Consider the following 24,287-nt stretch of genomic DNA (forward strand, 5'->3'; position numbering starts at 1 on the left):
TCAATATTATCATATACAAATCATGCTTGAAAAGTATTTTTTCAGGCATTTTTTGTTGTTAAAATTTACTAAAATTAACGTCTTTTACGTTTCTTTTATTTATTTTTAAACACTGAAATCTTTTAGAAAAGCCTTATACCACTGAGTTATGCCACATACACATATTTCCGGAGAGAACATCATACAGCTGCAACACGCCAAAATTGCGCAAAAAAACTTCACTGTTCTTTCTGATGTTAACCTTAACATCAAAAAAGGAAGGTTCTGTTATCTGATCGGTAAGACAGGTTCAGGAAAAAGTTCTCTTCTGAAAACCTTATACGGGCATATTCCTTTGGTAGCGGGACACGGATCAGTTGTTGGCTTCGATCTTGCGAAACTGAGAGCCTCAGATATCCCAAATCTAAGAAGGAAACTTGGTATTGTATTCCAGGACTTCCAGCTACTTTCCGACAGGACTGTTGAAAAAAACCTGAGATTCGTTTTGGAAGCTACAGGATGGAATGATAAAGTGAAAATGGAAGACCGCATCAATGAAGTTCTCGGCAGCGTTAACATGAAAAGCAAAAAGCACAAAATGCCTCATGAACTGTCCGGAGGTGAACAGCAGCGTGTAGCCATAGCAAGAGCCCTTCTGAATCATCCTGATCTTATTCTGGCTGATGAGCCTACCGGTAACCTGGACCCTGAAACATCCAATGAAATCATGACCCTGCTGAAGCAGGTTGCTATGGAAAACGGCGCAGCTGTTATTATGGCAACGCACGATTATCATATGATTCAGAATTTCCCAGGTGAAGCCATCCGTTGCGAAGACGGAAAAGTATTCGTACTGAATACTGCGGAATTATTTGAGTAATTAGAATTAGCTATAAAAGATCCTAACCCCTGATTTCAGTCTCCTTTGAATACATGAAAATCTTTGGTTAGTTCAAGATATTGGTCCGAGTATTGTCTCGGACTTTTTTCTATGGTAAAATCAAGTTCCGTTAAAGGTTTTTCACTGAGAGAAAATTCCAGAATCAATCTTTTGGGCTTTGATTGATGCATACCTCTGATTTCTATTTTCCTAATGACGAATAATCCGGCCTTCTGAGCAATATCAATAAAACTTCCGCCTGCTTCATAAGGAATAATGACGGAAAATATCCCCTCCTCAGTAAGCAATTCTGCGGACCTGGTGATCAGCTGGAGGAAATTCAGCTCCACCGTCTGCCGGGCAATTTTATCTTTGGAAGAATCTGAAGCTTCAAAATAAGGCGGATTGGACACAATACCATCAAATTTATGATCGCTTACGAACTGTTTAAAATCCAGATGCATATTGGTCATCCTTGATCGGAAAGGAGAATGCTGAAAATTATGCCTGGTCAGGAGCACTGCTTCTTCATTGATATCAATACCGAGAAATTGTGCTGTAGGGTTCCGCTGAGCCAGCATCAGGGAAATCAATCCGGTACCGGTACCAACTTCCAGAATATGCCTTGCCTGCTCTACCTGCGCAAGTGCACCCAGCAATACGCCGTCAGTGCCTACCCTAAATACATTTTGAGACTGCTGTATATCGAAGTTTTTAAAACGGAATGCTTTCATCCTACATATTCACAGGGAGCGTAATGGTAAAAGTAGAGCCCTTTCCTACTTCAGACTTAACGGAGATTTCGCCTTTGTAATCTTCTACCATTTTTCTGACCATAGCTAACCCCAGCCCCATACCACTGTTTTTGGAAGTAAAATTAGGTTCAAAAATACGCTCATACATATTTTCAGGTATGCCTATTCCGTTATCCTGTACGGATATGATCACTCTCCTCTGGTGCTGCTCTACATCCACATTGATCATCAGCTTCCGGTCATCGCTTTTCGCCTGTCTTGCATTGGTTACGAGATTAGTAATAATCCTGGAAAGGTAGATCCTGTCCATATTGATCATAATCTTGCTCTTATTGGCATGAAGAAAAACATTATCATCACTGAAAACCCTCAGGATATCCTCCATTTCTGCATTAATATTAATGACCTCATTGTTTTTCTCCGGCAGTTTTGCAAATTCTGAAAATGCGGAAGCAACCGTAGCAATAAGGTCGATCTGGTCTACCATGGTCTTGCTCATCTGCTTTACCTTATCTGTAATACTGGGATCTTCAGGATTGAATTTTCTTTCAAAATTCTGAATGGTAAGCTTCATAGGTGTTAAAGGGTTTTTAACCTCATGGGCGACCTGCTTCGCCATCTCTCTCCATGCCTCTTCAGAAGCCTTGAAACGGAGTCTTTCTTTCTGGTCCTGAATCTGTAGGATCATCCTGTTATAAGCTCTTGCCAGGGCATTGAGCTCATCATTTTTATAATACCTGATAGGATGCATATCATTCTCAAACAAGGTGATCCTGGTGATCATATCAGAAAATTTCGTGATGTTTTTAGCAAGACTGTTGGATGTCACCCAGCTTACCCAGATGCTGAAAAGAATAAGGAAAATATCTACAAAGAGAATGTATTTAACATAGTCGTGTACAATATCCAGATAGGCCGATTCATTATGATAAAGCGGAATATAAATAATGGCAATCGGCTGCAGCTCATTATTCTTAAGGATAAGGTAACTGGATGTAAGGCTTACATCTTTTACACGGTCGTAACCTTTTATATCTACCCGGGCATCAGTACTCAGGATTTTATTGACAATGTTTACCGGTATCTTTTGCTGTGCGACCATATCTCTTTCTTTATTGGAAAGGATGTAGTTTCCCTGCAAATCATAAATGATGATGTCATGCTGATTGATATCAGCAATTTCATAGATTTTATTTCCTAAAACCTGCGGCAGGTCTTTGGTTTCTATCAGGGAACGACTCACCGCATAATCCAGATACCGCATCACGGCATTGGTTTTCTCCTGCATATCTGTCCTGCTTTGCTTAAGAGAGTTATCCCTCAGCACAAAGTAAAGAACCAATGAAGTAGCAACAACACATAAAAGACATACCAGAAGAAAACCGAAAAATACACGGTTTCTCAAGCTATATCCTTTGTATTTATTCATTGCCAATCTGTTTTTTTATTATGGTAGCAATATACTTACCAATCACATCGAATTCCAGATTAACTTTGTCACCTATCTGCAAATGTTTCATATTAGTAAATTCCCAGGTGTACGGAATGATTGCCACAGAAAAACCGGAATTTTCACTTTTAGCTACCGTAAGGCTGATCCCGTTTACTGTGATAGATCCCTGAGGGACAGTAACAAAATCATCTGATTCATAGGAAATGGTAATAAAATAACTTCCGTCCTTATTTTCTATGCTCACTACCTTTCCTGTGGTATCCACATGTCCCTGAACAATATGCCCGTCCAGCCTGCCCCCCATCTTTACGCATCGCTCAAGGTTTACTTCCGTACCTATTTCCCATTGTGAAAGACTGGTTTTTTCCAATGTTTCATTAATGGCTGTAACAACATACCGGTCATCCTGTATATTTACCACGGTAAGGCAGCACCCGTTATGAGCAAGGCTCTGGTCTATTTTTAGTTCCTGCGTGAAAGGACATGTCAGTGTGAAATCAATGTTGCCTCCTCTTATTTCCATCTTTTCAATTACACCAACTGCTTCAATAATTCCTGTGAACATATTATTTTTTGCTAAATTTGTAGTTTAATCTTCAAAGATAATCAAAATGAGTCCAAAAAACCATAAGGTACGGGTAGGAATTTCAATAGGTGACTTTAACGGCATTGGTCCGGAAATCATCATGAAATCGCTGAAAGAGAAAACGATTACGGACTTTTTTACTCCGGTAATTTTTGGCTCGGGAAAATTATTTACCTATCAGAAAAACATATTCAAGCTCAATCTGAACTTTAATTACATCAATGAGGCATCACAGGCGCAGGACGGTAAACTTAATATGGTTAATCTGGTCAAGGATAATGTAACGGTTGAACTGGGAACCCCTACTGAAGAATCTACCCAACTGGCCATCCAGTCCCTGGAATTGGCTACGGAAGCTTTAATGAACGGAGAAATCGATGTCTTGGTAACGGCACCGATCAATAAAGACGAAATGATGAAAGCGGGTTTCAAACATGCAGGGCATACAGGTTACTTCGAAGAAAAATTCAGTAAAAAGGGACTGATGTTCCTGGTTACGGAAGATCTTAAGGTTGCTGTCTCCACTCATCATATTCCTATTGCACAGGTTGCAGAAAACATTTCCAAGGAAAAGATTAAAAAACAGCTGAGAATGCTTAACCAGACGCTGATAGAAGATTTCTGCATCCAGAAACCGAAAATTGCAGTGCTTGGACTTAATCCTCACTCGGGAGACGGCGGAATTATCGGTAACGAAGAAATTGAGATTATAGCACCGGCGATTAAGGAGGTATTGGATAACGGAATCATGGCATTCGGGCCTTTTCCGGCAGACAGCTTTTTCCAGCCTAATAAATATAGGAGCTTTGATGCCGTATTGGCCATGTATCATGACCAGGGACTTGCTCCGTTTAAAACACTGGCTTACGAGGAAGGCGTGAACTACACCGCCGGACTCCCATTCATCAGGACTTCCCCGGATCATGGTGTAGCCTATGATATTGCCGGAAAAAATATTGCTGATGAACAGAGCTTTATGGAAGCTATCTTTACAGCCGTGAAAATATTTAAAAACAGAAGTGAATATAACGACCTCAGGTCACACAGGCTACAGCCTAGAAAAATGGTTGTGGACAATGGAATTGACGAAGACCTTCCTGAGGATCAGGATGCCTAGATGTCAAATATTTAGCTTTAAAATAATTTGTTATTCATTTTTATTTGTTATTATAAAAAAATTGCATATTTTTGCACACTCATTTTATGGACAAGTTAAGAAACTATGAGGTAAGCTTTTCCGGACTTAAAAACGGAAAGCACGAGTTCAAGTTTGAGATAGATAAAACGTTCTTTCAATTATTTGACACCGAGCAGGAATTTACAAATCCCAGAATAGCAGCAGACATCCTTTTGGATAAGCATACAACTTTTCTGGAATTTGAAATCAGAATACATGGGCTGATCGAGCTGGTTTGTGATATTACAAATGAAAATTTTGATCATCCTATTAAGAACCGGATCAAGGTACTGGTAAAATTCGGAGAGGAATATGATGACAGCGAAGAGGATGTTATTACTATTCATTCGGGAGACCATGCATTCAATGTGGCACAACTCCTTTATGAAAATGTGATGCTTTCGGTTCCGATGAAGAAAATCTCCCCTGCCGTCAAAGACGAAGACTTGGAGCTTCTCGATCAGTACAGTCCTAAAGATATAGAGGAAAGCGAAGATCAGGAGCATGAAAGCGACCCAAGATGGGATGCTCTGAGAAAATTAAAAGATAAAAATTAAAAATAATTTGAATATGATGAGATGATGAATCTCATCGCTCATCAATTAAAAAAGTTATTACACAATGGCACATCCAAAGAGAAGACAGTCGTCAACAAGAAGAGATAAGAGAAGAACTCACTATAAGGCTGTAGTTCCTCAATTAGCTAAAGATGCAACTACCGGTGAACTTCACCTGTACCACAGAGCACACTGGCATGAAGGAAAATTATACTACAGAGGTAAAGTAGTATTGGAAAAAGCAGTTGAAACTACTGAAGAAAACTAAGAAGTCTTTTTTTCTAAAAAACTTCATTTTAATACAAAAACCGCTCAATTTTAATAAAATTAAGCGGTTTTTTGTTGTTTTTTGCGTTTTTTTGGTATCTTTGGCCCAAAATCAAATACTAAATTTATGGATATTAAAGACATACAAAATCTGATCAAGTTTGTCTCTAAAGCTGAGGTTTCTGAAGTAAAATACAAAACCAAAGATTTCGAAATTACCATTAAGACCCCATTAGCCGGCAGCGAAGTATCATATGCTCAGCCTGCGGTTTATCATACCGCTCCACAGCCTGCTGCTGCCCCTGCTCCATCTCAGGCTGCCGCACCGGCTGCTGAAAAGCAGGAAGCTGCGTCTGATGACAGCAAATATGTAACCATCAAATCACCGATGATCGGAACTTTCTACAGAAAGCCTTCTCCGGACAAAGACGTATTCATTAACGTTGGAGATGAAGTATCTAACGGTAAAGTGGTATGCGTGATTGAAGCCATGAAACTTTTCAACCAGATCGAATCTGAAGTAAGCGGAAAAATCGTTAAAATTTTAGTGGATGACGCTACTCCGGTAGAGTACGACCAGCCATTATTCTTAGTAGATCCATCTTAAGGAATTTTAGATTAAAGATTATAAATTTTAGATGATACTATCATTTAAAATAATTTAAAATTCAAAATTTATAATTTAAAATTTCAGAAAGATGTTCAAAAAAATATTAATCGCCAACCGTGGCGAAATTGCAATGCGTATCCTTCGCACGTGTAAGGAAATGGGAATTAAAACCGTTGCAGTATATTCTACGGCAGACAAAGACAGCCTTCACGTAAGATTTGCTGATGAGGCAGTCTGCATAGGTCCTGCCATGAGCAAGGATTCCTATCTAAAAATCCCTAATATTATTGCGGCAGCCGAAATCACCAATGCTGACGCCATCCACCCCGGTTACGGATTCTTATCTGAAAATGCCAATTTCTCCAGAATATGCCAGAAGAACGGAATCAAATTCATTGGTGCAACTCCTGAACAGATTGAAAAAATGGGGGACAAGGCCAATGCCAAAGCTACTATGAAAGCTGCCGGCGTACCTTGTGTACCGGGTTCAGACGGACTGATAGAATCTTATGAAATGGCAGCCAAAACGGCTGAAGAGATCGGCTATCCGGTGATGATTAAAGCAACTGCAGGTGGCGGTGGAAAAGGGATGAGGGCCGTTTGGAAAGCCGAAGACCTGAAAGACCACTGGGATTCTGCCATTCAGGAAGCTGTAGCGGCTTTCGGAAACGGAGGTATGTACATGGAAAAATTGATTGAAGAGCCTAGGCACATCGAAATCCAGGTTGCTGGAGATCAGTTCGGTAAAGCCTGTCACCTTTCTGAAAGAGACTGCTCCGTTCAGAGAAGAAACCAGAAGCTGACCGAGGAAACTCCATCTCCGTTCATGACAGATGAACTTCGTGAAAAAATGGGTGACGCTGCTGTAAAAGCTGCAGAATTTATCGGATACGAAGGGGTTGGAACGATCGAATTCCTGGTAGACAAACACAGAAATTTTTATTTCATGGAAATGAATACCAGAATCCAGGTAGAACACCCGATTACGGAACAGGTAATTGACTATGACCTGATCAGGGAACAGATCCTTCTGGCCGCAGGAACTCCTATTTCCGGGGTTAACCACTACCCTAAGCTTCACTCGATCGAATGCAGGATCAATGCGGAAGATCCTTATATGGATTTCAGACCATCTCCAGGTAAGATTACCGGATTAAATATTCCGGGCGGACACGGAGTAAGAGTAGATACCCACGTATATTCCGGATATTCGATTCCTTCCAATTATGACTCCATGATTGCGAAACTGATTACAACAGCACAAACGCGTGAAGAGGCCATTGCCAAGATGAGGAGAGCTTTGGAAGAGTTCTACATTGAAGGTGTAAAAACTACTATTCCTTTCCACAGGCAGTTGATGGATAATGAAGATTACCTTGCCGGAAACTATACGACAAAATTCATGGAAGATTTTGTTATGGATAGAAAGTATGACCATCATTAAGCTGATGCTACTATAAATGATTAACCGTCTCTTCATCGAGACGGTTTTTTTATGCATGATTTTTCTCAGATTAATATATTTCTCAATTATTTGATTTATCTTTATTCCATACAAAAATTTATGAGAAGACAATTATTAATCGGATTTTGTGCATTACTAACCACTTCAATGATATCCTGTTCATCGGAAGATATTGAACCTGTAGAGAATCCTGACTTTATACAGCATACCAAACTTCCTGTTACTGAAAATTCAAGACAATTCGGAACGTATGATGCACTGGGCTATGGCTATAATGCTACAGGAGAATACGGCAATGTAAATGCAGTTGGACTACAGGTTATCGATACCGATAAATTCAATGCTGAATATAGACATATTGATGAGGAATTGGTGTCATCCGCCGAATATAACGAGCAGTATGGGAAAGATGCGGTGGCCTATTCAAAAGTATTGTCCGGAAAAGTTACTGCTACCCAATCATTGAGAATGTTTGGCAAAACCATTTATTCAGCTTTTGGAACGGCTCTACTGAATGACCTGAACTTTAACCCAGAATATATCTATGGCAGCCGTAATGTTACAATAAAATTCAGCAGATATCGTTTTTTCGCAACATCAAGTGAACTTAGCAATTACGTTACCCCTGATTTCCTAAATGATATCCAAAATAAAACACCTGAACAGATTGTGGCAGAATATGGGACGCATGTTACCACAGACATTTATTTAGGCGCGCAGATGGACATCCTTTTCCAGGCAAAGACAACCAATCCTGATCGGGAACGTGCTGCAAGTATAGGGATAAAAACTGGATTTGAACCCAATAGCATTGATGCCCGGGATGCCGCAAAAAATTATGATAAAAAAGTTTATTACAGAACCAGAGGTGGTGATGCTTCTGAGGCAATGGCAGGCATGTACAGTTTCAGCGGTAAGGCTCCAACTATTGAAATTGCCAAATGGCAGAGTACCTGTACAAAGAAAAATTCTGTTCTGATAGATTTTGGTGATCATGGCCTTGTCATTATCTATGATCTGGTAAAAGACCCGCAAAGAAAAGCTTTATTAAAAGCTTACGTTGATGATTACCTTAGCAAAAATCAGGTTACCCTGAAATCATAGCTTACTCAGATCTAAAATTAACCAATATAAAAACCGTTTCCTCGGAAACGGTTTTTATTTTAATGATAATTTAATCCTCTCAAAAAAAATACCCTAAAGATATTATAACTCCATAAAGGATATACATAAGTGATAATTTCTGCAAGTCTTTTTTCTTTGAAATGAAAAATTCTCATATCGGTACCTTACCAGTATCTTATTCTGTTGAAAGATTTCATTTATAATACTTACATTTGCCGAAAACCAAAACGATATGTCAACAGCAGAAACGGCAAAGAATTCACAATATTTTATTGATCTCGAAGATCAGCACGGAGCGCACAATTACCACCCTCTTCCTGTAGTTTTGGATCGCGGGGAAGGCGTTTTTGTATGGGATGTGGAAGGCAAAAAATATTATGACTTTCTTTCGGCATATTCCGCGGTAAACCAGGGGCACTCCCATCCTAAGATTGTTGATGCTTTAGTTAGCCAGGCTCAAAAGCTGGCATTGACTTCAAGAGCGTTCTACAATTCAAAATTGGGAGAATATGAACAAAAGATCACTTCACTTTTCGGGTTTGACAAGGTGCTGCCTATGAATTCGGGTGCTGAAGCTGTGGAAACAGCTGTGAAACTGGCCAGGAAGTGGAGTTATGAAGTAAAAGGCATTGCAGAAAATTCGGCAAAGATCATTGTTTGTGAAAATAATTTTCATGGAAGAACAACTACGATTGTTTCATTTTCCAATGATCCGGATGCCAACCAGAATTACGGACCATTCACACCGGGATTCATCAAAATACCTTATAATAATCTTTCAGTGCTGGAAGAGGTACTGAAACAGGATGCTGAACATATTGCCGCTTTCCTTGTAGAACCCATTCAAGGAGAAGCGGGCGTTTACGTACCAGACGAACAATTACCTGAAGAAAGCTTCCGAATTATGCAAACAATATAATGTTCTCTTTATCGCTGATGAAGTACAGACAGGAATTGCCCGTACAGGAAAACTGATAGCCTGCCACCACGAAAATGTACAGCCGGACATTCTGATTTTAGGAAAAGCGCTTTCCGGAGGCATGTATCCTGTATCAGCTGTGTTGGCGGATGATTCTATCATGAATGTAATCAAACCGGGCCAGCATGGGTCTACTTTCGGCGGAAACCCGCTGGCTTGTGCAGTAGCTATGGCTGCTCTGGATGTAGTTTCTGAAGAGCACCTTTCTGAACGTGCAGAAGAGCTGGGAAAACTTTTCCGTTCTGAGATTGAAAAGCTGATAGAAAAAACGAACCTGATCACTAAAGTAAGAGGAAAGGGCCTGCTGAATGCCATTTTAATAAATGATACCCCTGACAGCTCTACTGCATGGAACATCTGCCTGAAACTTAAAGAAAACGGATTACTGGCCAAGCCTACCCACGGGAATATTATCAGGCTGGCTCCGCCTTTGGTGATTACCGAAGAGCAATTAATGGATTGTGTTTTGATCATAGAAAAAACCATTTCTGAATTCAAGCCGTAATGTCTCTTTCTTTAGCAGTAATTACTTATAATGAAGAAGACAACATTATAAGGCTTTTAAATTCGGTTTCAGATATGGTTGATGAGATTGTTATTGTAGACAGCTACTCGTCAGACCGCACCAAGGAGATTTGCCTGAAGCATCCTAAGGTAAAATTCTCTGAAAAAAAATTCAACGGGTATGGTGAACAGAAAAACCACGCCCTTGACCTCTGTACCATGGAATGGGTACTGTTCCTGGATGCAGATGAGGTTCCTGATGATGCTTTAAAACAATCCATCAAAAGCATTATTCATAATGGTACAAACGAATTTGATATTTATCATGCCCGATTCACCAATCATCTAGGGGTCTACACCCTTAAATTTGGTGGCTGGGGAAACGTTTTCCGTGAACGGCTGTTTAAAAGATGCGGTGCCCGGTATTCTGACGATAAAGTACATGAATTCCTTACTTACAAGGGTAAAACAGGAATACTGGCAGGAAAAATCAATCATTACACTTACAAAAGCATTCATCACCATATCGTAAAAATCAACAGGTATTCTGATATGATGGCTGAAAAAATGTATGATCGAGGAAAAAGAATTACACGGTTTAAGGTGATATTCAGCCCTGCATTTGAATTTACCAAAGTGTTTATATTCAAACTCGGCATACTGGATGGATTTGGGGGATTTTATGTAGCTAAAACCATGTCATACTATACTTTTTTGAAATACATTAAGCTGCGTGAAAAAATCAGGCAGGATGAAATCCAAAAAAGCCTCAATAAAACATGATGATTATATCTATTATTATAGCGGTTATCTGTTTTTTTATAGTGGTGCATTTCAGGCTGCATCTTTTGCTGAACCCAAAAGACAGGCTTATTATTCTGATGTACCATCAGATCTCAGATCAGCCGGACGATCTGACCGTAACTCCGGAAAACCTGGAAAAGCAGTTCAGCTATCTGACAAGGAAGAAATACCGGTCAAAGTTTTTTAATGAAATTGACGATCCCTGCAAAAAAAGCATTATCATCACTTTTGACGACGGCTACCTCAATAATTTTGAATATCTGCCAGGGCTGTTGGAAAAATATAATCTGAAGGCAACCTTGTTCATCGCTACAAAATTCATTCAGGAGGGCTATAAAGAATACAGAATGATGAGCTTTGAAGATCTGCGAAGCCTGAACGCAAATTACTTCGAGATCGGGCTGCACAGCCATAACCATCAAAATTTCAGGACCATCTCAAATGACACCATACAACAGGACCTCAGGTTAAATATGGACATTCTTGAAAAAGAAGGCATCAGCTATTCAAAAGTATTAGCCTACCCATACGGAAAGTATCCTAAAGAAAAGCGCAGACAGCGTGAATTATTCAATAAATTAAAAGATATGGGCATACTGTTTGCGGTAAGGATAGGAAACAGCATAAACAGTTTTCATTCAGACCCTCCGTACACCTTATGCAGGGTGGACATAAAAGGAGGAGACTCCATGATAAAGTTTAAATTAAAACTTATCTTTGGAAAATTAAAACTATTTTAGGTATATATCCGTTATAGTATAAAGTTATGATCCAAATGATATGATGAAGATAAGCGGTTTAATCATAACATATAATGAAGAAAAAAATATAAAAGAGGTACTGGAATGTTTTGATTTGTGCAATGAGATTATTGTGGTGGATTCATTCAGCACAGATAAGACCATTGAGATAGCCAGGCAGTTTCCGAACGTGAGGGTTATTCTGCATAAGTTTGAAGACTTTACCGAACAGAGGAATGTCGCACTTGATGCGGCGAGTAATGATTGGGTATTATTTCTGGATGGTGATGAAAGAATTACTCCGGAACTGAAGAAAGAAATTATCCGGGAAATGAACGCATCAGAACAAAAAGATGCCTATTACTTTTACCGAAAATTTTTTTTTGGAGGCAAGCCATTAGATTACTCCGGCACACAGTCGGATAAAAACTTCAGGCTGTTCAGGAAGTCAAAGGCGCGTTATGTTTCAGGAAAAAAAGTTCACGAGACCCTGGAAGTAAACGGAACAATAGGCGTGCTGAAGAACAAACTGCTCCACTATTCTGTAACCGACTATGAGTCTTACAGACAAAAAATGATTCATTACGGGATACTGAAAGGAAAAGAACTGGCTTCAAAAGGCAAAAGATTTAATATTGTTATGCAATACCTGAAAACAATATTTAAATTTTTCAAATCATATATTTTAAGACTGGGTATCCTTGACGGGAAAGCAGGCTATCTACTTTGCTACCTGCAGTCACTGAGCGTTTTTGAAACCTATGAGTCTTTAAAAAAAGAACAAAATAATTGATGAGGATTAGTGTAATTAGTTATGATTTCTGGGATTATGACCAATATATTGTTGAAGCGTTGCGTCGTAAAGGCATTGATGCGCATCATATCAAAATCACTTCGGTTACACATTCCGGCTTTGAGGAACGAGTGATCAATGCCATCAGCAAAACTTTTCTGAACAGGAACCTGAAAAAGGAAAAAAGGAAACAATATGTTCTCGATTCCTTAGAGAAACTGGGCCATCAGGATCAGATCCTGGTTCTGAACCCGGATACCTTTGACCTGCCAACCTTACAGAAAATCCGGGAAAATACAGATGTTATGATTACATATCTGTATGATAACATTAACCGTGTTCCTGTAGAATGCGATAAGCTAAGCCTTTTCGATACCATATTTTCTTTTGACGATTCCGATATTGACCAATATGGGTTTAAGAAACTGACCAATTACATCTACCTTCCTTATAAACCAAAAGAACAGCAGCATCCTGAGATGGACCTTTTCTACATTACTTCTTATGACAACAGAAGAGTGGCTCTTATTAAGCGGCTGGCCAGGAAACTCATGAAAATGGGAATGAAATTTCAGATCATGATTATTGGAAAAAAATCCTGGAAGCACCAGCTTAAGAATTTACTGGTACAAATTCCTGAGAACGTTTTCCTGATTTTCAGCCTTAAAAAAGTATCTCATGAACAGCTTCCTCAGTATTACATGAATTCAAAAATTCTACTGGATCTGATGCGTGAAGGACAATATGGACTCAGCTTCAGGATTTTTGAAGCCATGGCACTTGAAAAGAAAGTGATTACGGATAATGAGTCTATCAAAAAGTATGACTTTTATAATCCTAACAACATCCTCGTTCTGAATGAAGACCTCAGCAACATTCACGCATCCTTCTTTGAAACAGCCTACGAAAAGGTACCGGAAGAAATCTATCGTACTTACACCTTGGATTATTGGGTAACACACGTATTTAAACTGAATATAAAATGAAAAAAAAATTATTGTTCATAGCACCAGGTTACTATGGTTTTAATGAAGTTGTATACAACGGACTTAAAGAATATAGCGGCTATGATGTTATCCACATTAATTCTACAGAACCTTACAGGTATAAAAATTTGGCAGAAAAAATTTATAATTTTTTCTTAAAACTTTTTCTAAAAAAAAATATAAAGGATATCAAAAGAGGGCAGCATATTAAAAGGATTATTGCTAAGCACAAATATGATTTATTACTTGTAAACCGACCTGATGTCCTAAGTGAAGATGATTTTAGTTTAGCAATTAATCAGTCAATATTTTCTATAGTTTTATTTTGGGATAGCATACAGAAAATTCCTGCTCAAAAAAAATTCATTAACCTTTTTGATATTTGTTGCAGTTTTGATTCTGATGATTGTAATCATTATAGTTTAAAATATATTACCAATTTTTATTTTGTCAAAGAAAAAAGTTCTAATATAAAGTATGATGTTTCTTACCTAGCAACTTATGATCAAAGAATTAATGAAAGTATATCTTTTTTCAAATATTTCAAACAACAAGGAATATCTGCTAAGGGTAGAATATTTACGTATAAATCAATGCCTTTAAAAGAAAAGCTACCTCAGGCTATAGAAGTTATTCACCAAGTTATTCCTTTTGCTGAATCCTATAAGTATTATTTGGATAGTAAAATTATATTGGATATTGCTCATCCTCATCAGAAGGGATTATCATTTAGGCCATTTGAAGCTATTGGATTGCAAAAAAAAATAATTACCACGAATAAAGAAATTATTAATTATGATTTTTATAATCCAAATAATATTCTTGTTATCGATGATGTAAAAAATATTACAATACCACTTTCTTTTTTACAAAGCGAATATCAACAGCCTACAGAAAAAATTAAAGAAAAGTATCACATTAAGAACTGGATAAGAACTATATTATCATATAATGAAAACTAAACTATATTTTATTTGTCCAAATAACAAATTTGCTAGCGGTGGCGTCAAACAAATCTATCGTCAGGTTCAGATATTAAATAACAATGGATTTGATGCCTATATTTTACATAAAAAAATAGGGAAACGTGAAAAATGGTTTAATGTGAATGTTCCCATATTATACAGTCCCAGCTTATTTAAACAAATCAAATACTCATATAAAGGCAAAAAATTAAATTTTATAAGAAAATTGATCATAAGCATTTTAAAACTACAAAGTAAAAGCATTGAAAAAAACTCTATTCTTATTTTTCCTGAAATCTATGGCCCTGAAATTTACAAAATCGAGCCAGAAATATCTAAGGTAATATTTAATCAAAATTGTTATTACACATTTAGTTATTTTTCAATTTATACCGATTATTCATCAAATATTTATAATCATCCAAAAACATTGGCCACTATTGTAGCTTCAGATGATGCTCAGAAATATATGAATTATTCATTTCCTCAATTAAAAATATATAAAATGCGGCTTGGTATAGATAATTTAATATTTAATTATTACCCTAATAAAGAGAGGCAAATTTGTTTTATGCCTAGAAAACTCAGCGATGATGTAAATCAGGTCATTAATATCTTACATGGAAGAAACGTTTTGAAGAATTGGAATCTTGTTTCTATCGACAATAAAACAGAAACTGAAGTGGCAGAAATTATGAAAAAAAGTATAATTTTCTTAAGTTTTAACCATAAGGAGGGATTTGGTTTGCCACCTGTTGAAGCAATGGCATGTGGGTGCTATGTAATTGGATACACAGGACAAGGTGGTAAAGAATATTTTAAAAAAGATTTTTCTAGACATGTTGAAGATGGAAATATTATTGAATTTGTTAAAAAAATTGAAGAAGCTATTAAAATATATGAAGTCAACCCCAAAGAAATACTTGAAAAAGGCAAGGCAGCATCTGAGTTTATATTGGAAAATTACAGTCTTGAGCACGAAACTAAAGATACCATGGAAATTTGGAAAGATATAATCTCTAAGTAGTATTTTCTTTCAAAAAAGAATAATAAATATTTTCTTTACTATAACAGATAAACATAACCCTTATCTATAAATAACATAAAAGGTAACAATTAAATCGTTACCTTTTAATATAAATATTCTAAATATCAGCAGAAAAAAATACCTAATAAACTATTTCCTGTCGTACTCATCTTCTACCCGGACGATATCATCCTCACCAAAATAGGTACCTGTCTGGACCTCGATAAAAACAACCGGCTGGTCAGAAAGATTCATCATACGGTGTCTGGCACCAAGAGGAATGAATATGCTCTCTCCATATTCTAAATTAATTTCCTGGTCTTCAAGGACTACCGTAGCACTTCCTTCAATAACAGTCCATTGTTCCTGTCTTTTATGATGGTACTGATACGATAATTTCTGTCCAGGATTTACCTCAATCCTTTTCAGTTTATAATTCGGCTCGTCTGCCAACACATAATATTTACCCCAAGGCCTTTCTCCGATTTCTAGCATAAAATGTATTTTTTATTTGTACAAAAGTATAAATAAGATTACAGATATATACAATGAGTTTTATATTTAATAAGGAAATATGAAGATGGTTTAAAGATAAAAAACCTGGTATTCATTCAATTTTATAGCTGTAGGCACACGAATAAAAATTGAAATAATCAGAAATAGAATAGCCTCTTTATTACACAGCAATTCATTTCCTTTGCCTAAATTTGCAGAAATTTAAATTGAAATGGAGAAAGTAAGAGTACGTTTTGCTCCAAGTCCTACGGGACCATTGCATTTGGGAGGCGTAAGAACTGCATTATATGATTATCTTTTTGCTAAAAACCAGGGGGGTGAATTTGTACTGAGAATTGAAGATACCGATACCGCGAGATATGTGGAGGGTGCTGAAGAATATATTGAGGAAGCCCTGGAATGGTGTGGCATCATTCCTGACGAAAGCCCTAAAAAAGGAGGAAAATTCGCACCTTACAGACAATCTGAAAGAAGGGATATCTATGACCGCTATACAGAGCAGATCCTGAAAACGGATTATGCTTACCTTGCTTTTGACACTCCGGAAGAACTGGATGCCATCCGTACCGAATTTGAAGCCCGTGGAGACGTTTTTTCATACGATAACAAAACCAGGAACCGCTTAAAGAATAGCATTGCACTTTCTGAAGAGGAAGTTCAAAAACTACTGGACAATAAGACTCCATATGTGGTACGGTTCAGGATGCCCGTGGACAGAACGCTTAACCTTGAAGATATTATCCGGGGGAATTTCTCGGTGAATACCGATACGCTGGACGATAAGGTACTCGTAAAAAATGACGGGATGCCTACGTATCATTTTGCCAATATTATCGATGACCATGAAATGGAAATTACCCATGTTATCCGTGGCGAAGAGTGGCTGCCTTCATTAGGACTGCATACATTATTATATGAAGCTATGGGATGGACCGCTCCGAAATTTGCCCACCTTTCTCTTATCTTAAAACCGGAAGGTAAAGGCAAACTGAGCAAAAGAGATGGCGATAAGTTCGGATTCCCTGTATTCCCGCTGGACTTCAAAGATCCGGCAACCGGAATGGTGTCTAAAGGATACAGAGAAAACGGATATTTACCTGAAGCATTCATCAATATGGTCGCATTGCTAGGCTGGTCACCGGTGGATGACAAGGAAATCCTGTCGCTGGAAGAAATGACCAGAGAATTTGACCTGTATAAAGTTCATAAAGCAGGAGCCCGTTTCAGTAAAGAAAAAGCGGAATGGTTCAACCATCAATATATGCAGGCAAAACCGGATGAAGAGTTGCTTCAGATCCTGAAAATGTCAGGCTTTGATTTTGGAGGTGCTTCGGATGACAAACTTCTTAAAGTGATCCGTCTCATGAAAGAAAGGGCTACGTTCCCGAAAGATATTTATGAGAATGGAAAATTCTTCTTTGAAGCGCCGGCTTCCTATGATGAAAAAGCGCTGAAGAAAGCCTGGAACGATGAGACCTCTTCTGTTTTAAGTGAACTTGCAGAAAGGCTTGAAGGTTCAGATTTCAACGCAGAAGCCGTAAAGCAAACCATCCATGATTTTGCAGAAAGCAAAGGATTGGGGATGGGAAAAGTGATGATGCCTCTCCGCCTTGTACTGGTAGGTGAGCTGAAGGGACCTGATGTTCCGGATATCCTGGAAATCATTGGTAAAGAAGAAAGTTTAGCCAGAATCAAAACGGCTGTTGAGCAATTAAAATAATCAAACCTGACCTGAGTGCCGTAAAAGGATTATATCCTTTAATATTAAGAAAATTATACAGGCTAAAGACCTGTAAAGATTATTTTTAAGCGGTCAGTTTCATAATTTTTCATAAATTTGAAAGATTTAATTTACTTCAAGAATGGAATATTTAAGTTTCGAGCTGCCTATTAAAGAATTGATGGATCAATATCAGACCTGTTCTTTGGTAGGAGAAGAAAGTGGTGTTGATGTAAAATTAGCATGTAGCCAGATAGAGGATAAAATCATAGAAAAGAAAAAAGAAATCTATGGCAACCTCACGCCTTGGCAAAGAGTACAGTTATCCCGCCATCCAGACCGTCCGTATACTTTGGATTATATCAACGGGATGACCGACAAAGGCAGTTTCCTTGAACTTCACGGAGACCGTAATTTTGCTGATGACCCGGCTATGATTGGTGGATTGGCAACTCTGGATGGCCATAAGGTAATGATCATCGGAACCCAAAAAGGAAGAACCACCAAAGAAAGACAGCACAGAAGGTTCGGAATGCCCAACCCTGAAGGTTACAGAAAGGCTTTACGACTGATGAAGCTTGCTGAGAAATTCAATATTCCTGTAGTAACTTTAGTGGATACCCCGGGAGCTTATCCGGGACTTGAAGCAGAGGAAAGAGGCCAAGGAGAAGCGATTGCCAGAAACATTTTTGAGATGGTACAGCTGAAAACCCCTATCTTCACTTACGTGATTGGTGAAGGAGCCAGCGGCGGAGCGTTGGGAATAGGTGTGGGAAACAAAGTGTATATGCTTGAAAACACCTGGTACACTGTAATTGCACCGGAAAGCTGTTCTTCCATTCTGTGGAGGAACTGGGACCATAAGGAAGATGCAGCCAATGCACTTAACCTCACTCCGGCTGATGCATTAAGGGAAAAATTCATTGACGGAATTATTCAGGAGCCTCTGGGAGGTGCCCATTATGATCCGGAAACAACGTTCTTAAATCTGAAAAACTCCATTCTGCAGAATATTAAGGCTTTCTCAAAGTTTACCGGACAGGAACTGGAAACCCAAAGACAGGAAAAATTCATTGCCATGGGGCAATTTAAAGGATAAAAATCGAAAAAGGTTAAGAATACTCTTCTTAACCTTTTTCTTTACCAATTATTTATACACGAATTATTTTCTGCTAATCTCTTAAGTTGAGCTCAATCTCAATATCCTTATTGATTTTTTTCAGGGAAGAATATTTGGCATCACACACCATAGTGGTCAGTACATATTCTCCCTTCTCTACCAAAAGGTAGTTCTGCCCATTGGCCGGAACTTCCAGATTGTAATATTTTAAACCGCTGATCTTTACGATAAGATTACATTTAGACCTGTTTTTTATATTGATGTAAGCTTCTCTATCCATAGGATCATTATTAAAAAGATGCGTCAGCATGGAAGCTGTCTTTTTATCTTTTTCGCTGGGCCCGGCTTTTTTGGAGGTACTTCCCACCGATGCATAATTAACCGTCCTTGCTGTACCAGATGAACCCGCCTTGGTATTAGAAGCCAGTGTTTTTGAGCTGTTCAGCTCACTGTTGTTGGTGATTTTCGCAATTTCATTTTTGCTGAGCGGCTTGATAACGGGCTTCGCCTCAGGGGAATTATCTGCTGTAATGATTGCAATAAGCTTCCTCTTAAAATAATCGGTCTTGGCATGACCGGGATTCTGTTTCAGGAATCCGGCAATAACCCTTGCTTCCTTGGTATTTTCCGCATCGCTTTCCGTATAGATGATGACTGTCTCTTTTTCAACAATGGCTTTAGATTTTGTTGCCTTTTTCTTTTTTTGCGAAAACCCCAGTGTAAAAAGGCACAAGAATATAAGGAGGAAGATTTTTTTCATGAATGAAATATAAAATATTATTAAATAATCAAATAACGCAAAAAGTCGTTTTTTAGTTTATCATTAAAATCATTATCTTTGCACAGCTCTAAAATTAGGCTAAAAAATCTATAATAACTTTACAACAAAAAAATAACAGATATTATGTCTTATACACCAGCTGCTGCAGACGTAGCAAAATTGAGAAACACGACAGGTGCAGGAATGATGGACTGCAAAAAAGCTTTAGTGGAAGCTGAAGGAGACTTCGAAAAAGCAATCGAGATCCTAAGAAAAAAAGGTCAGAAAGTGGCTGCTAACAGAGCTGACAGAGAATCTACCGAAGGAGCGGTAATCGCAAGAGTAAATGAAGACAACACTTTAGGTGCTATCATTTCTCTTAACTGCGAAACTGACTTCGTTGCTAAAAATGAAGCGTTCATCGAACTGGCTTATGAATTGGCTGAAATGGCTATCTTCGCTGCTTCTAAAGAAGAGCTTTTAGCAACAGATTTCCACGGAATTACAGTGGCTGACAAATTGGTAGAGCAAACCGGTGTTATCGGTGAAAAAATTGAGATCGGTGCTTTCGAAAGACTTGAAGGGCCTTTCTTAGGTGCTTATATCCATGCAGGGAACAAAATTGCTGCCATCACTTCACTTTCTGCTAAGGTAGACGGTGCTGATGAAGTAGCGAAAACAGTTTCTATGCAGGTAGCTGCGATGAACCCTATCGCTCTTGACGAGAATGCGGTTTCTCAGGCTACAATCGACAAAGAATTGGAAATCGAAAGACATAAACTTACGGAAGAAGGTAAGCCTGCAAACATTATCGATAACATTCTTAAAGGTAAAATGCAGAGATTCTACAAAGACAATACTTTGGTACACCAGGATTTTATTAAAGACAGCAGCATGTCTGTTGCTGACTATGTAAAATCTGCCAACGGAGATTTAAAAGTTACAGGATTCGTAAGAGTAAGCTTGTCTTAATCCTTTCTTTAAAAATATACTTGATCCCGGTGAATGACTCACCGGGATTTTTATTTGCTATAACACTGGTATTAAAATTAAAATAATATTAAATATTCAACAAATGGACATAATATTTAATACATCTTAATATCTTTCAGGAAATTTTCGTCATTAATGCTTACATTTGCAGCCCTATTTTAAAGTATGAAAAAATTTCTATCAATTATTTTTGCGATTTTTTGCATATCTGCTCATGCACAACTGGATACGGAACACTGGTTTGCCCCTATGGCTGTAAGATCCGGCATCACAGGACTGCAGAGTTACCTCTATCTTTCTACCAACGAAACCACTCCGTTCTCTGTACAGATTTACAATAATAATATACTTTATAATACGGTTCAGGTAAGCAAAGGAAATCCCGTTCAGGTAAGCATTCCTGCTTATTTCTTAATGGTGACCAATCAGGGCGACCTGTTTACGCCCACTTCTATGGGAATGTATGTGAAAGGATCTAAAAAATTCTTTGCCAATTACCGTTTTTCCGTCCCCAACCACGCTGAAATTATTACATCAAAAGGGTTGGCGGGACTTGGGAAAAAATTCTATGCTGCCATGGCCCCTAATACCGCATCTGAAGATTACGTTAATTCTACCATCGGCATAACGGCGACAGAAGACAATACTTCAGTTGTAGTTTCCGGATACGATCCTAATGTTGTATTTTCCGACGGCAGCTCCACACCTACCAAGATTTTCGTCCTCAACAGGGGGCAATCGTACACGATGGATGTGAAAAGCATTGATTCGCCCTACAACCTCACCGGTCTTGTAGGTGCTAAAATTGAATCTGACAAACCTGTTTCTGTAACGAACGGAAACTTCAATGGTATTTATACCAATCAGAATTTCACCAATAATGATATATTGATGGATCAGTCTGTCCCGGTAGAAAAACTCGGGAAAGATTTTGTAGTGGTAAAAGGCAACGGAACCATTGCAACAGGCATGGAAACCGCGCTGATCATTGCTACAGAAAATAATACCGCACTGACAATTAACGGAGTGAATACCGGCATTTCGCTGAACGCCGGCCAGTATTACATGGTTCCTACAACCAGCTATATTAATCAGGGGAACAACAATTTTAACATGAGTATTTCGGCTTCAAAAAATATTTATGTATATCAGTTGCTTGCCGGAATTGCAGCCAGTTCTTCAGCCAATGAATATGCTACCGGGGGCATGAATTTTATCCCTCCCCTCAGCTGCTTCATGCCTAATAAGATTGATGAAATTGGATTTATCAATAAAATAGGAAGCTCCACATTCAATACCAAGCTTAATATCATCACACAGACCGGCGCAACGGTAACGCTGAACGGAAATCCTATAGCTTCTGCCAACGGACCTTATTCGGTAACGGGAAACCCTAACTGGGTTACCTATTCTGTTCCGAATGTATCCGGAAATATCACCGTAAATTCCACGAAATCAGTAACTGCAGGTATCGCTGCGGGAAGCGGCGCGGTAGGATTTGGGGGATATTTTGCCGGATTTTCTTCAGTTCCGGCCATTACCAAAACCGGAGACTGTTATGCTGGCATACTGTTGCAGGTAGATAATACCTATGACGGATATCAATGGTACCTCAATGGAAATCCTATTCCGGGAGCCACATCATATTCTGTTAATCCTGAGTTGTATGGCGCCGGAACCTATACCTGCCTTGTGACCAAAAACAACTGTGAATCCAGGATGACGAATCCTTACCAATATACCTTGTGCCCACCCATCACCACGACAACCTACAATATAGGGTCTTGCGGTACTAAAACGATCTCACCGGCTTTTACCAATTCAACACAAGCCATTGTTCCCACCAATACGGCCATTATCTCGGCTCCTGTTTCCGGGACAGCTGCAGTGGATCCTGCCAGCGGTCAGATTACCTATACCCCGAATCCCGGCCTTACTACAGACACTACCGATAGCTTTATCTATTATATTCAGGGTAACGCAAACCCCTTTGATTTCGAATATTTTAAAATCATCATTAATATTGATGTGCTACAGGTAAACACCGGACTGGCCCTGACCGCATGTTCTGCATCTAATGGTAACGGAACGTTTGACTTGACTTCCCTAACCTCTTCTCCTGATACAGGAACTACAACCACTTATTTCACGAATTCCAATCTTACCGGGCCTATTGCAACACCTTCCGCCTACAGCGGACCTACCGGAACGGTATATGCCAATGTAACATCGCAGTACGGCTGCTCGAAAACGACTCCGATTTCGCTCACTGCCAACCCGGGACCAAGTGTAAATACATCCGCTTTTAACGGAATACTCTGTGATGATAATTTTGACGGGATCATCAGTGTTAATTTTGCTACTGTTACACCACAGATCGTTGCCAACTCAGGCAACTTTACGGTACGATACTATCTCACCCAAGCCGATGCCAATGCCGGTAATAATAATACATTACCCACCAACTGGACATTCACTGCAAATACTACCGTATACGTACGCGCCGACAGCAATAACAGCTGCCCTCCTGCTTTCGGACAGATTAATTTCAGTATCGGGAATAAGATTGCTCTGCTTACCAATACAGCAACTACTGACATCTGTGACAATGACCTGAATGGATCTGAAAATGTGAATCTTAACGATTATAAAAATTTACTTACTGCCAATCCTGCAGCAACACTGACCTTCTACTCTTCACTGGCCAATGCACAGGCAGGAACGAATGCAATTCCCGCGTCACAAATCATTACTACCGCGTCAACCTTCTTCATAAGGGTGGTAAGTTCTACCGAATGTCCTAATACGGCAGTTATCAATATCAACCTGAAAAGACCGAAAAAATCTGATACCCTCCACGATAGGGTTGTCTGCGCCAACGATCAGGCTGTGTTGGATGCGGGAAGCGGATTCAGTTCCTATGCATGGAGTACCGGAGCCACTACACAGACGATAACTGCAGGAGCCGGAAACTATTATGTAGATCTTGGTTTTAATGGGTGCACTTACCGTCAACAGGTTAGCATACTCACCGCACAGGCTCCGATTATCAACAAAATTGATGTTTCCGGATTCAATGCGACAGTTTATGTTTCCGGAGGAACCTCACCATACCAGTATTCCCTGAATGGTATAGATTACCAGACTTCTAATGTGTTTACCGGCTTATCCAGAGGACTTCATACGGCTTATGTCCTGGGATCAGACGGATGCTCACCGGTGATTAAGGAATTTCTGGTACTAAACCTTGTCAATGCTATCACCCCGAATGGCGACGGCATAAATGACGTCCTGAATTATTCGGATCTGATGATCAAACAAAATGTCTCTATAGAGGTGGTGGACCGCTACGGTGCCCCGGTCTACAAATCTTCGGGTAAGAATTATGTCTGGGACGGTAAATCCGGAGGCAGGCCTTTATCCACCGGCACTTACTGGTATATTCTGAAATGGATAGAACCTGACACTAAATTGCCGGTTTCATATTCAGGATGGCTATTAATTAAAAATCGTGAATAATTTTTAA

22 protein-coding genes and 1 pseudogene are annotated in these 24,287 nt (G+C 38.9%); 18 read left to right on the top strand and 5 right to left on the bottom strand.

What is annotated here, in order from left to right; all coding sequences use genetic code 11:
- Positions 1–148 precede the first annotated feature (148 nt).
- Positions 149–859 (top strand): cell division ATP-binding protein FtsE, encoded by a 711-nt coding sequence (locus tag QE404_RS14415; RefSeq protein WP_307453959.1) that lies wholly within the window; start codon positions 149–151, stop codon positions 857–859.
- 35 nt (positions 860–894) lie between these two features.
- Here the strand turns inward: QE404_RS14415 and QE404_RS14420 are convergent, their stop codons facing one another.
- From QE404_RS14420 to QE404_RS14430, 3 genes are read right to left on the bottom strand one after another with little or no spacing between them, the layout of a single operon-like run.
- Positions 895–1,593, bottom strand: a complete 699-nt coding sequence (locus QE404_RS14420; RefSeq protein ID WP_307451592.1) for a tRNA1(Val) (adenine(37)-N6)-methyltransferase — start codon at positions 1,591–1,593, stop codon at positions 895–897.
- A gap of 1 nt (position 1,594) precedes the next feature.
- Positions 1,595–3,049, bottom strand: a complete 1,455-nt coding sequence (locus QE404_RS14425) for a sensor histidine kinase (protein ID WP_307451594.1) — start codon at positions 3,047–3,049, stop codon at positions 1,595–1,597.
- On the bottom strand, positions 3,036–3,632 hold the full coding sequence (locus tag QE404_RS14430) for a riboflavin synthase (protein ID WP_307451596.1): 597 nt from the start codon (positions 3,630–3,632) through the stop codon (positions 3,036–3,038). Before QE404_RS14430 ends, QE404_RS14425 begins: the two co-directional genes overlap by 14 nt.
- 46 nt (positions 3,633–3,678) lie before the next feature.
- On the opposite strand from QE404_RS14430, the gene pdxA reads away from it, so the two are divergent.
- The 13 genes and pseudogenes from pdxA (at position 3,679) to QE404_RS14495 (ending at position 15,652) form a co-directional block, all read left to right on the top strand.
- Positions 3,679–4,770: a 4-hydroxythreonine-4-phosphate dehydrogenase PdxA gene (gene pdxA, locus QE404_RS14435; RefSeq protein ID WP_307451598.1), complete on the top strand. Its 1,092-nt coding sequence runs from the start codon at positions 3,679–3,681 to the stop codon at positions 4,768–4,770.
- 86 nt (positions 4,771–4,856) lie between these two features.
- A complete protein-coding gene (locus tag QE404_RS14440; RefSeq protein ID WP_307451600.1) occupies positions 4,857–5,387 on the top strand; it encodes a YceD family protein in 531 nt (176 codons plus the stop codon).
- A gap of 64 nt (positions 5,388–5,451) precedes the next feature.
- Positions 5,452–5,655 (top strand): 50S ribosomal protein L32, encoded by a 204-nt coding sequence (rpmF, locus tag QE404_RS14445; RefSeq protein ID WP_100075768.1) that lies wholly within the window; start codon positions 5,452–5,454, stop codon positions 5,653–5,655.
- Positions 5,656–5,781: 126 nt separating this feature from the next.
- Positions 5,782–6,261, top strand: coding sequence for an acetyl-CoA carboxylase biotin carboxyl carrier protein (gene accB, locus QE404_RS14450; RefSeq protein ID WP_307451603.1), 480 nt, complete (start codon positions 5,782–5,784; stop codon positions 6,259–6,261).
- A 91-nt stretch (positions 6,262–6,352) separates the two neighbouring features.
- Entirely contained in the window at positions 6,353–7,708 is a 1,356-nt protein-coding gene (accC, locus tag QE404_RS14455; RefSeq protein WP_307451604.1) for an acetyl-CoA carboxylase biotin carboxylase subunit, read from the top strand.
- Between the two features lie 120 nt (positions 7,709–7,828).
- A complete protein-coding gene (locus QE404_RS14460; RefSeq protein ID WP_307451606.1) occupies positions 7,829–8,833 on the top strand; it encodes an MAC/perforin domain-containing protein in 1,005 nt (334 codons plus the stop codon).
- 253 nt (positions 8,834–9,086) lie between these two features.
- Positions 9,087–10,338 (top strand): annotated as a pseudogene (gene rocD, locus QE404_RS14465) (ornithine--oxo-acid transaminase).
- On the top strand, positions 10,338–11,120 hold the full coding sequence (locus tag QE404_RS14470) for a glycosyltransferase family 2 protein (protein ID WP_307451608.1): 783 nt from the start codon (positions 10,338–10,340) through the stop codon (positions 11,118–11,120). Before rocD ends, QE404_RS14470 begins: the two are co-directional and overlap by 1 nt.
- Complete coding sequence (locus QE404_RS14475; RefSeq protein WP_307451610.1) at positions 11,117–11,881, top strand: polysaccharide deacetylase family protein; 765 nt, start codon at positions 11,117–11,119, stop codon at positions 11,879–11,881. Before QE404_RS14470 ends, QE404_RS14475 begins: the two co-directional genes overlap by 4 nt.
- Positions 11,882–11,921: 40 nt before the next feature.
- Positions 11,922–12,674: a glycosyltransferase family 2 protein gene (locus QE404_RS14480; RefSeq protein WP_307451612.1), complete on the top strand. Its 753-nt coding sequence runs from the start codon at positions 11,922–11,924 to the stop codon at positions 12,672–12,674.
- Positions 12,674–13,660, top strand: coding sequence for a glycosyltransferase family protein (locus tag QE404_RS14485; protein WP_307451614.1), 987 nt, complete (start codon positions 12,674–12,676; stop codon positions 13,658–13,660). Before QE404_RS14480 ends, QE404_RS14485 begins: the two co-directional genes overlap by 1 nt.
- Positions 13,657–14,622: a lipopolysaccharide core biosynthesis protein rfaS gene (locus tag QE404_RS14490; RefSeq protein ID WP_307451616.1), complete on the top strand. Its 966-nt coding sequence runs from the start codon at positions 13,657–13,659 to the stop codon at positions 14,620–14,622. The genes QE404_RS14485 and QE404_RS14490 overlap by 4 nt, the downstream gene beginning before the upstream one ends.
- On the top strand, positions 14,612–15,652 hold the full coding sequence (locus QE404_RS14495; protein WP_307451618.1) for a glycosyltransferase: 1,041 nt from the start codon (positions 14,612–14,614) through the stop codon (positions 15,650–15,652). Before QE404_RS14490 ends, QE404_RS14495 begins: the two co-directional genes overlap by 11 nt.
- A gap of 150 nt (positions 15,653–15,802) precedes the next feature.
- On the opposite strand, the gene QE404_RS14500 is transcribed toward QE404_RS14495, so the two are convergent.
- Positions 15,803–16,147: a phosphomannose isomerase type II C-terminal cupin domain gene (locus tag QE404_RS14500; RefSeq protein WP_307451619.1), complete on the bottom strand. Its 345-nt coding sequence runs from the start codon at positions 16,145–16,147 to the stop codon at positions 15,803–15,805.
- A gap of 232 nt (positions 16,148–16,379) precedes the next feature.
- Here QE404_RS14500 and gltX point away from each other — a divergent pair, with 232 nt between their 5' ends.
- Both gltX and QE404_RS14510 read left to right on the top strand, forming a co-directional pair.
- Positions 16,380–17,888 (top strand): glutamate--tRNA ligase, encoded by a 1,509-nt coding sequence (gene gltX, locus QE404_RS14505; RefSeq protein WP_307451622.1) that lies wholly within the window; start codon positions 16,380–16,382, stop codon positions 17,886–17,888.
- A 142-nt stretch (positions 17,889–18,030) separates the two neighbouring features.
- Positions 18,031–18,987, top strand: a complete 957-nt coding sequence (locus tag QE404_RS14510; protein WP_307451624.1) for an acetyl-CoA carboxylase carboxyltransferase subunit alpha — start codon at positions 18,031–18,033, stop codon at positions 18,985–18,987.
- Between the two features lie 73 nt (positions 18,988–19,060).
- Here QE404_RS14510 and QE404_RS14515 read toward each other — a convergent pair whose 3' ends face one another.
- On the bottom strand, positions 19,061–19,768 hold the full coding sequence (locus QE404_RS14515) for a DUF6759 domain-containing protein (RefSeq protein WP_307451626.1): 708 nt from the start codon (positions 19,766–19,768) through the stop codon (positions 19,061–19,063).
- Between the two features lie 144 nt (positions 19,769–19,912).
- On the opposite strand from QE404_RS14515, the gene tsf reads away from it, so the two are divergent.
- Together tsf and QE404_RS14525 are read left to right on the top strand one after the other, a co-directional pair.
- Positions 19,913–20,740, top strand: a complete 828-nt coding sequence (tsf, locus tag QE404_RS14520; RefSeq protein ID WP_307451628.1) for a translation elongation factor Ts — start codon at positions 19,913–19,915, stop codon at positions 20,738–20,740.
- A 186-nt stretch (positions 20,741–20,926) separates the two neighbouring features.
- Positions 20,927–24,280, top strand: a complete 3,354-nt coding sequence (locus QE404_RS14525; protein WP_307451629.1) for a T9SS type B sorting domain-containing protein — start codon at positions 20,927–20,929, stop codon at positions 24,278–24,280.
- The last annotated feature ends 7 nt before the right edge of the window (positions 24,281–24,287 follow it).

The sequence above is a fragment of the Chryseobacterium camelliae genome, from assembly GCF_030818575.1.
GTDB lineage: Bacteria > Bacteroidota > Bacteroidia > Flavobacteriales > Weeksellaceae > Chryseobacterium > Chryseobacterium camelliae_A.

Excerpts from the sequence above, each read along its gene's own strand:
- QE404_RS14415 (WP_307453959.1), top strand. The coding sequence starts at position 149 with ATGCCACATACACATATTTCCGGAGAGAACATCATACAGCTGCAACAC.
- QE404_RS14420 (WP_307451592.1), bottom strand. The coding sequence starts at position 1,593 with ATGAAAGCATTCCGTTTTAAAAACTTCGATATACAGCAGTCTCAAAAT.
- QE404_RS14430 (WP_307451596.1), bottom strand. The coding sequence starts at position 3,632 with ATGTTCACAGGAATTATTGAAGCAGTTGGTGTAATTGAAAAGATGGAA.
- pdxA (WP_307451598.1), top strand. The coding sequence starts at position 3,679 with ATGAGTCCAAAAAACCATAAGGTACGGGTAGGAATTTCAATAGGTGAC.
- QE404_RS14440 (WP_307451600.1), top strand. The coding sequence starts at position 4,857 with ATGGACAAGTTAAGAAACTATGAGGTAAGCTTTTCCGGACTTAAAAAC.
- rpmF (WP_100075768.1), top strand. The coding sequence starts at position 5,452 with ATGGCACATCCAAAGAGAAGACAGTCGTCAACAAGAAGAGATAAGAGA.
- accB (WP_307451603.1), top strand. The coding sequence starts at position 5,782 with ATGGATATTAAAGACATACAAAATCTGATCAAGTTTGTCTCTAAAGCT.
- accC (WP_307451604.1), top strand. The coding sequence starts at position 6,353 with ATGTTCAAAAAAATATTAATCGCCAACCGTGGCGAAATTGCAATGCGT.
- QE404_RS14460 (WP_307451606.1), top strand. The coding sequence starts at position 7,829 with ATGAGAAGACAATTATTAATCGGATTTTGTGCATTACTAACCACTTCA.
- QE404_RS14470 (WP_307451608.1), top strand. The coding sequence starts at position 10,338 with ATGTCTCTTTCTTTAGCAGTAATTACTTATAATGAAGAAGACAACATT.
- QE404_RS14475 (WP_307451610.1), top strand. The coding sequence starts at position 11,117 with ATGATGATTATATCTATTATTATAGCGGTTATCTGTTTTTTTATAGTG.
- QE404_RS14480 (WP_307451612.1), top strand. The coding sequence starts at position 11,922 with ATGATGAAGATAAGCGGTTTAATCATAACATATAATGAAGAAAAAAAT.
- QE404_RS14485 (WP_307451614.1), top strand. The coding sequence starts at position 12,674 with ATGAGGATTAGTGTAATTAGTTATGATTTCTGGGATTATGACCAATAT.
- QE404_RS14490 (WP_307451616.1), top strand. The coding sequence starts at position 13,657 with ATGAAAAAAAAATTATTGTTCATAGCACCAGGTTACTATGGTTTTAAT.
- QE404_RS14495 (WP_307451618.1), top strand. The coding sequence starts at position 14,612 with ATGAAAACTAAACTATATTTTATTTGTCCAAATAACAAATTTGCTAGC.
- QE404_RS14500 (WP_307451619.1), bottom strand. The coding sequence starts at position 16,147 with ATGCTAGAAATCGGAGAAAGGCCTTGGGGTAAATATTATGTGTTGGCA.
- gltX (WP_307451622.1), top strand. The coding sequence starts at position 16,380 with ATGGAGAAAGTAAGAGTACGTTTTGCTCCAAGTCCTACGGGACCATTG.
- QE404_RS14510 (WP_307451624.1), top strand. The coding sequence starts at position 18,031 with ATGGAATATTTAAGTTTCGAGCTGCCTATTAAAGAATTGATGGATCAA.
- QE404_RS14515 (WP_307451626.1), bottom strand. The coding sequence starts at position 19,768 with ATGAAAAAAATCTTCCTCCTTATATTCTTGTGCCTTTTTACACTGGGG.
- tsf (WP_307451628.1), top strand. The coding sequence starts at position 19,913 with ATGTCTTATACACCAGCTGCTGCAGACGTAGCAAAATTGAGAAACACG.
- QE404_RS14525 (WP_307451629.1), top strand. The coding sequence starts at position 20,927 with ATGAAAAAATTTCTATCAATTATTTTTGCGATTTTTTGCATATCTGCT.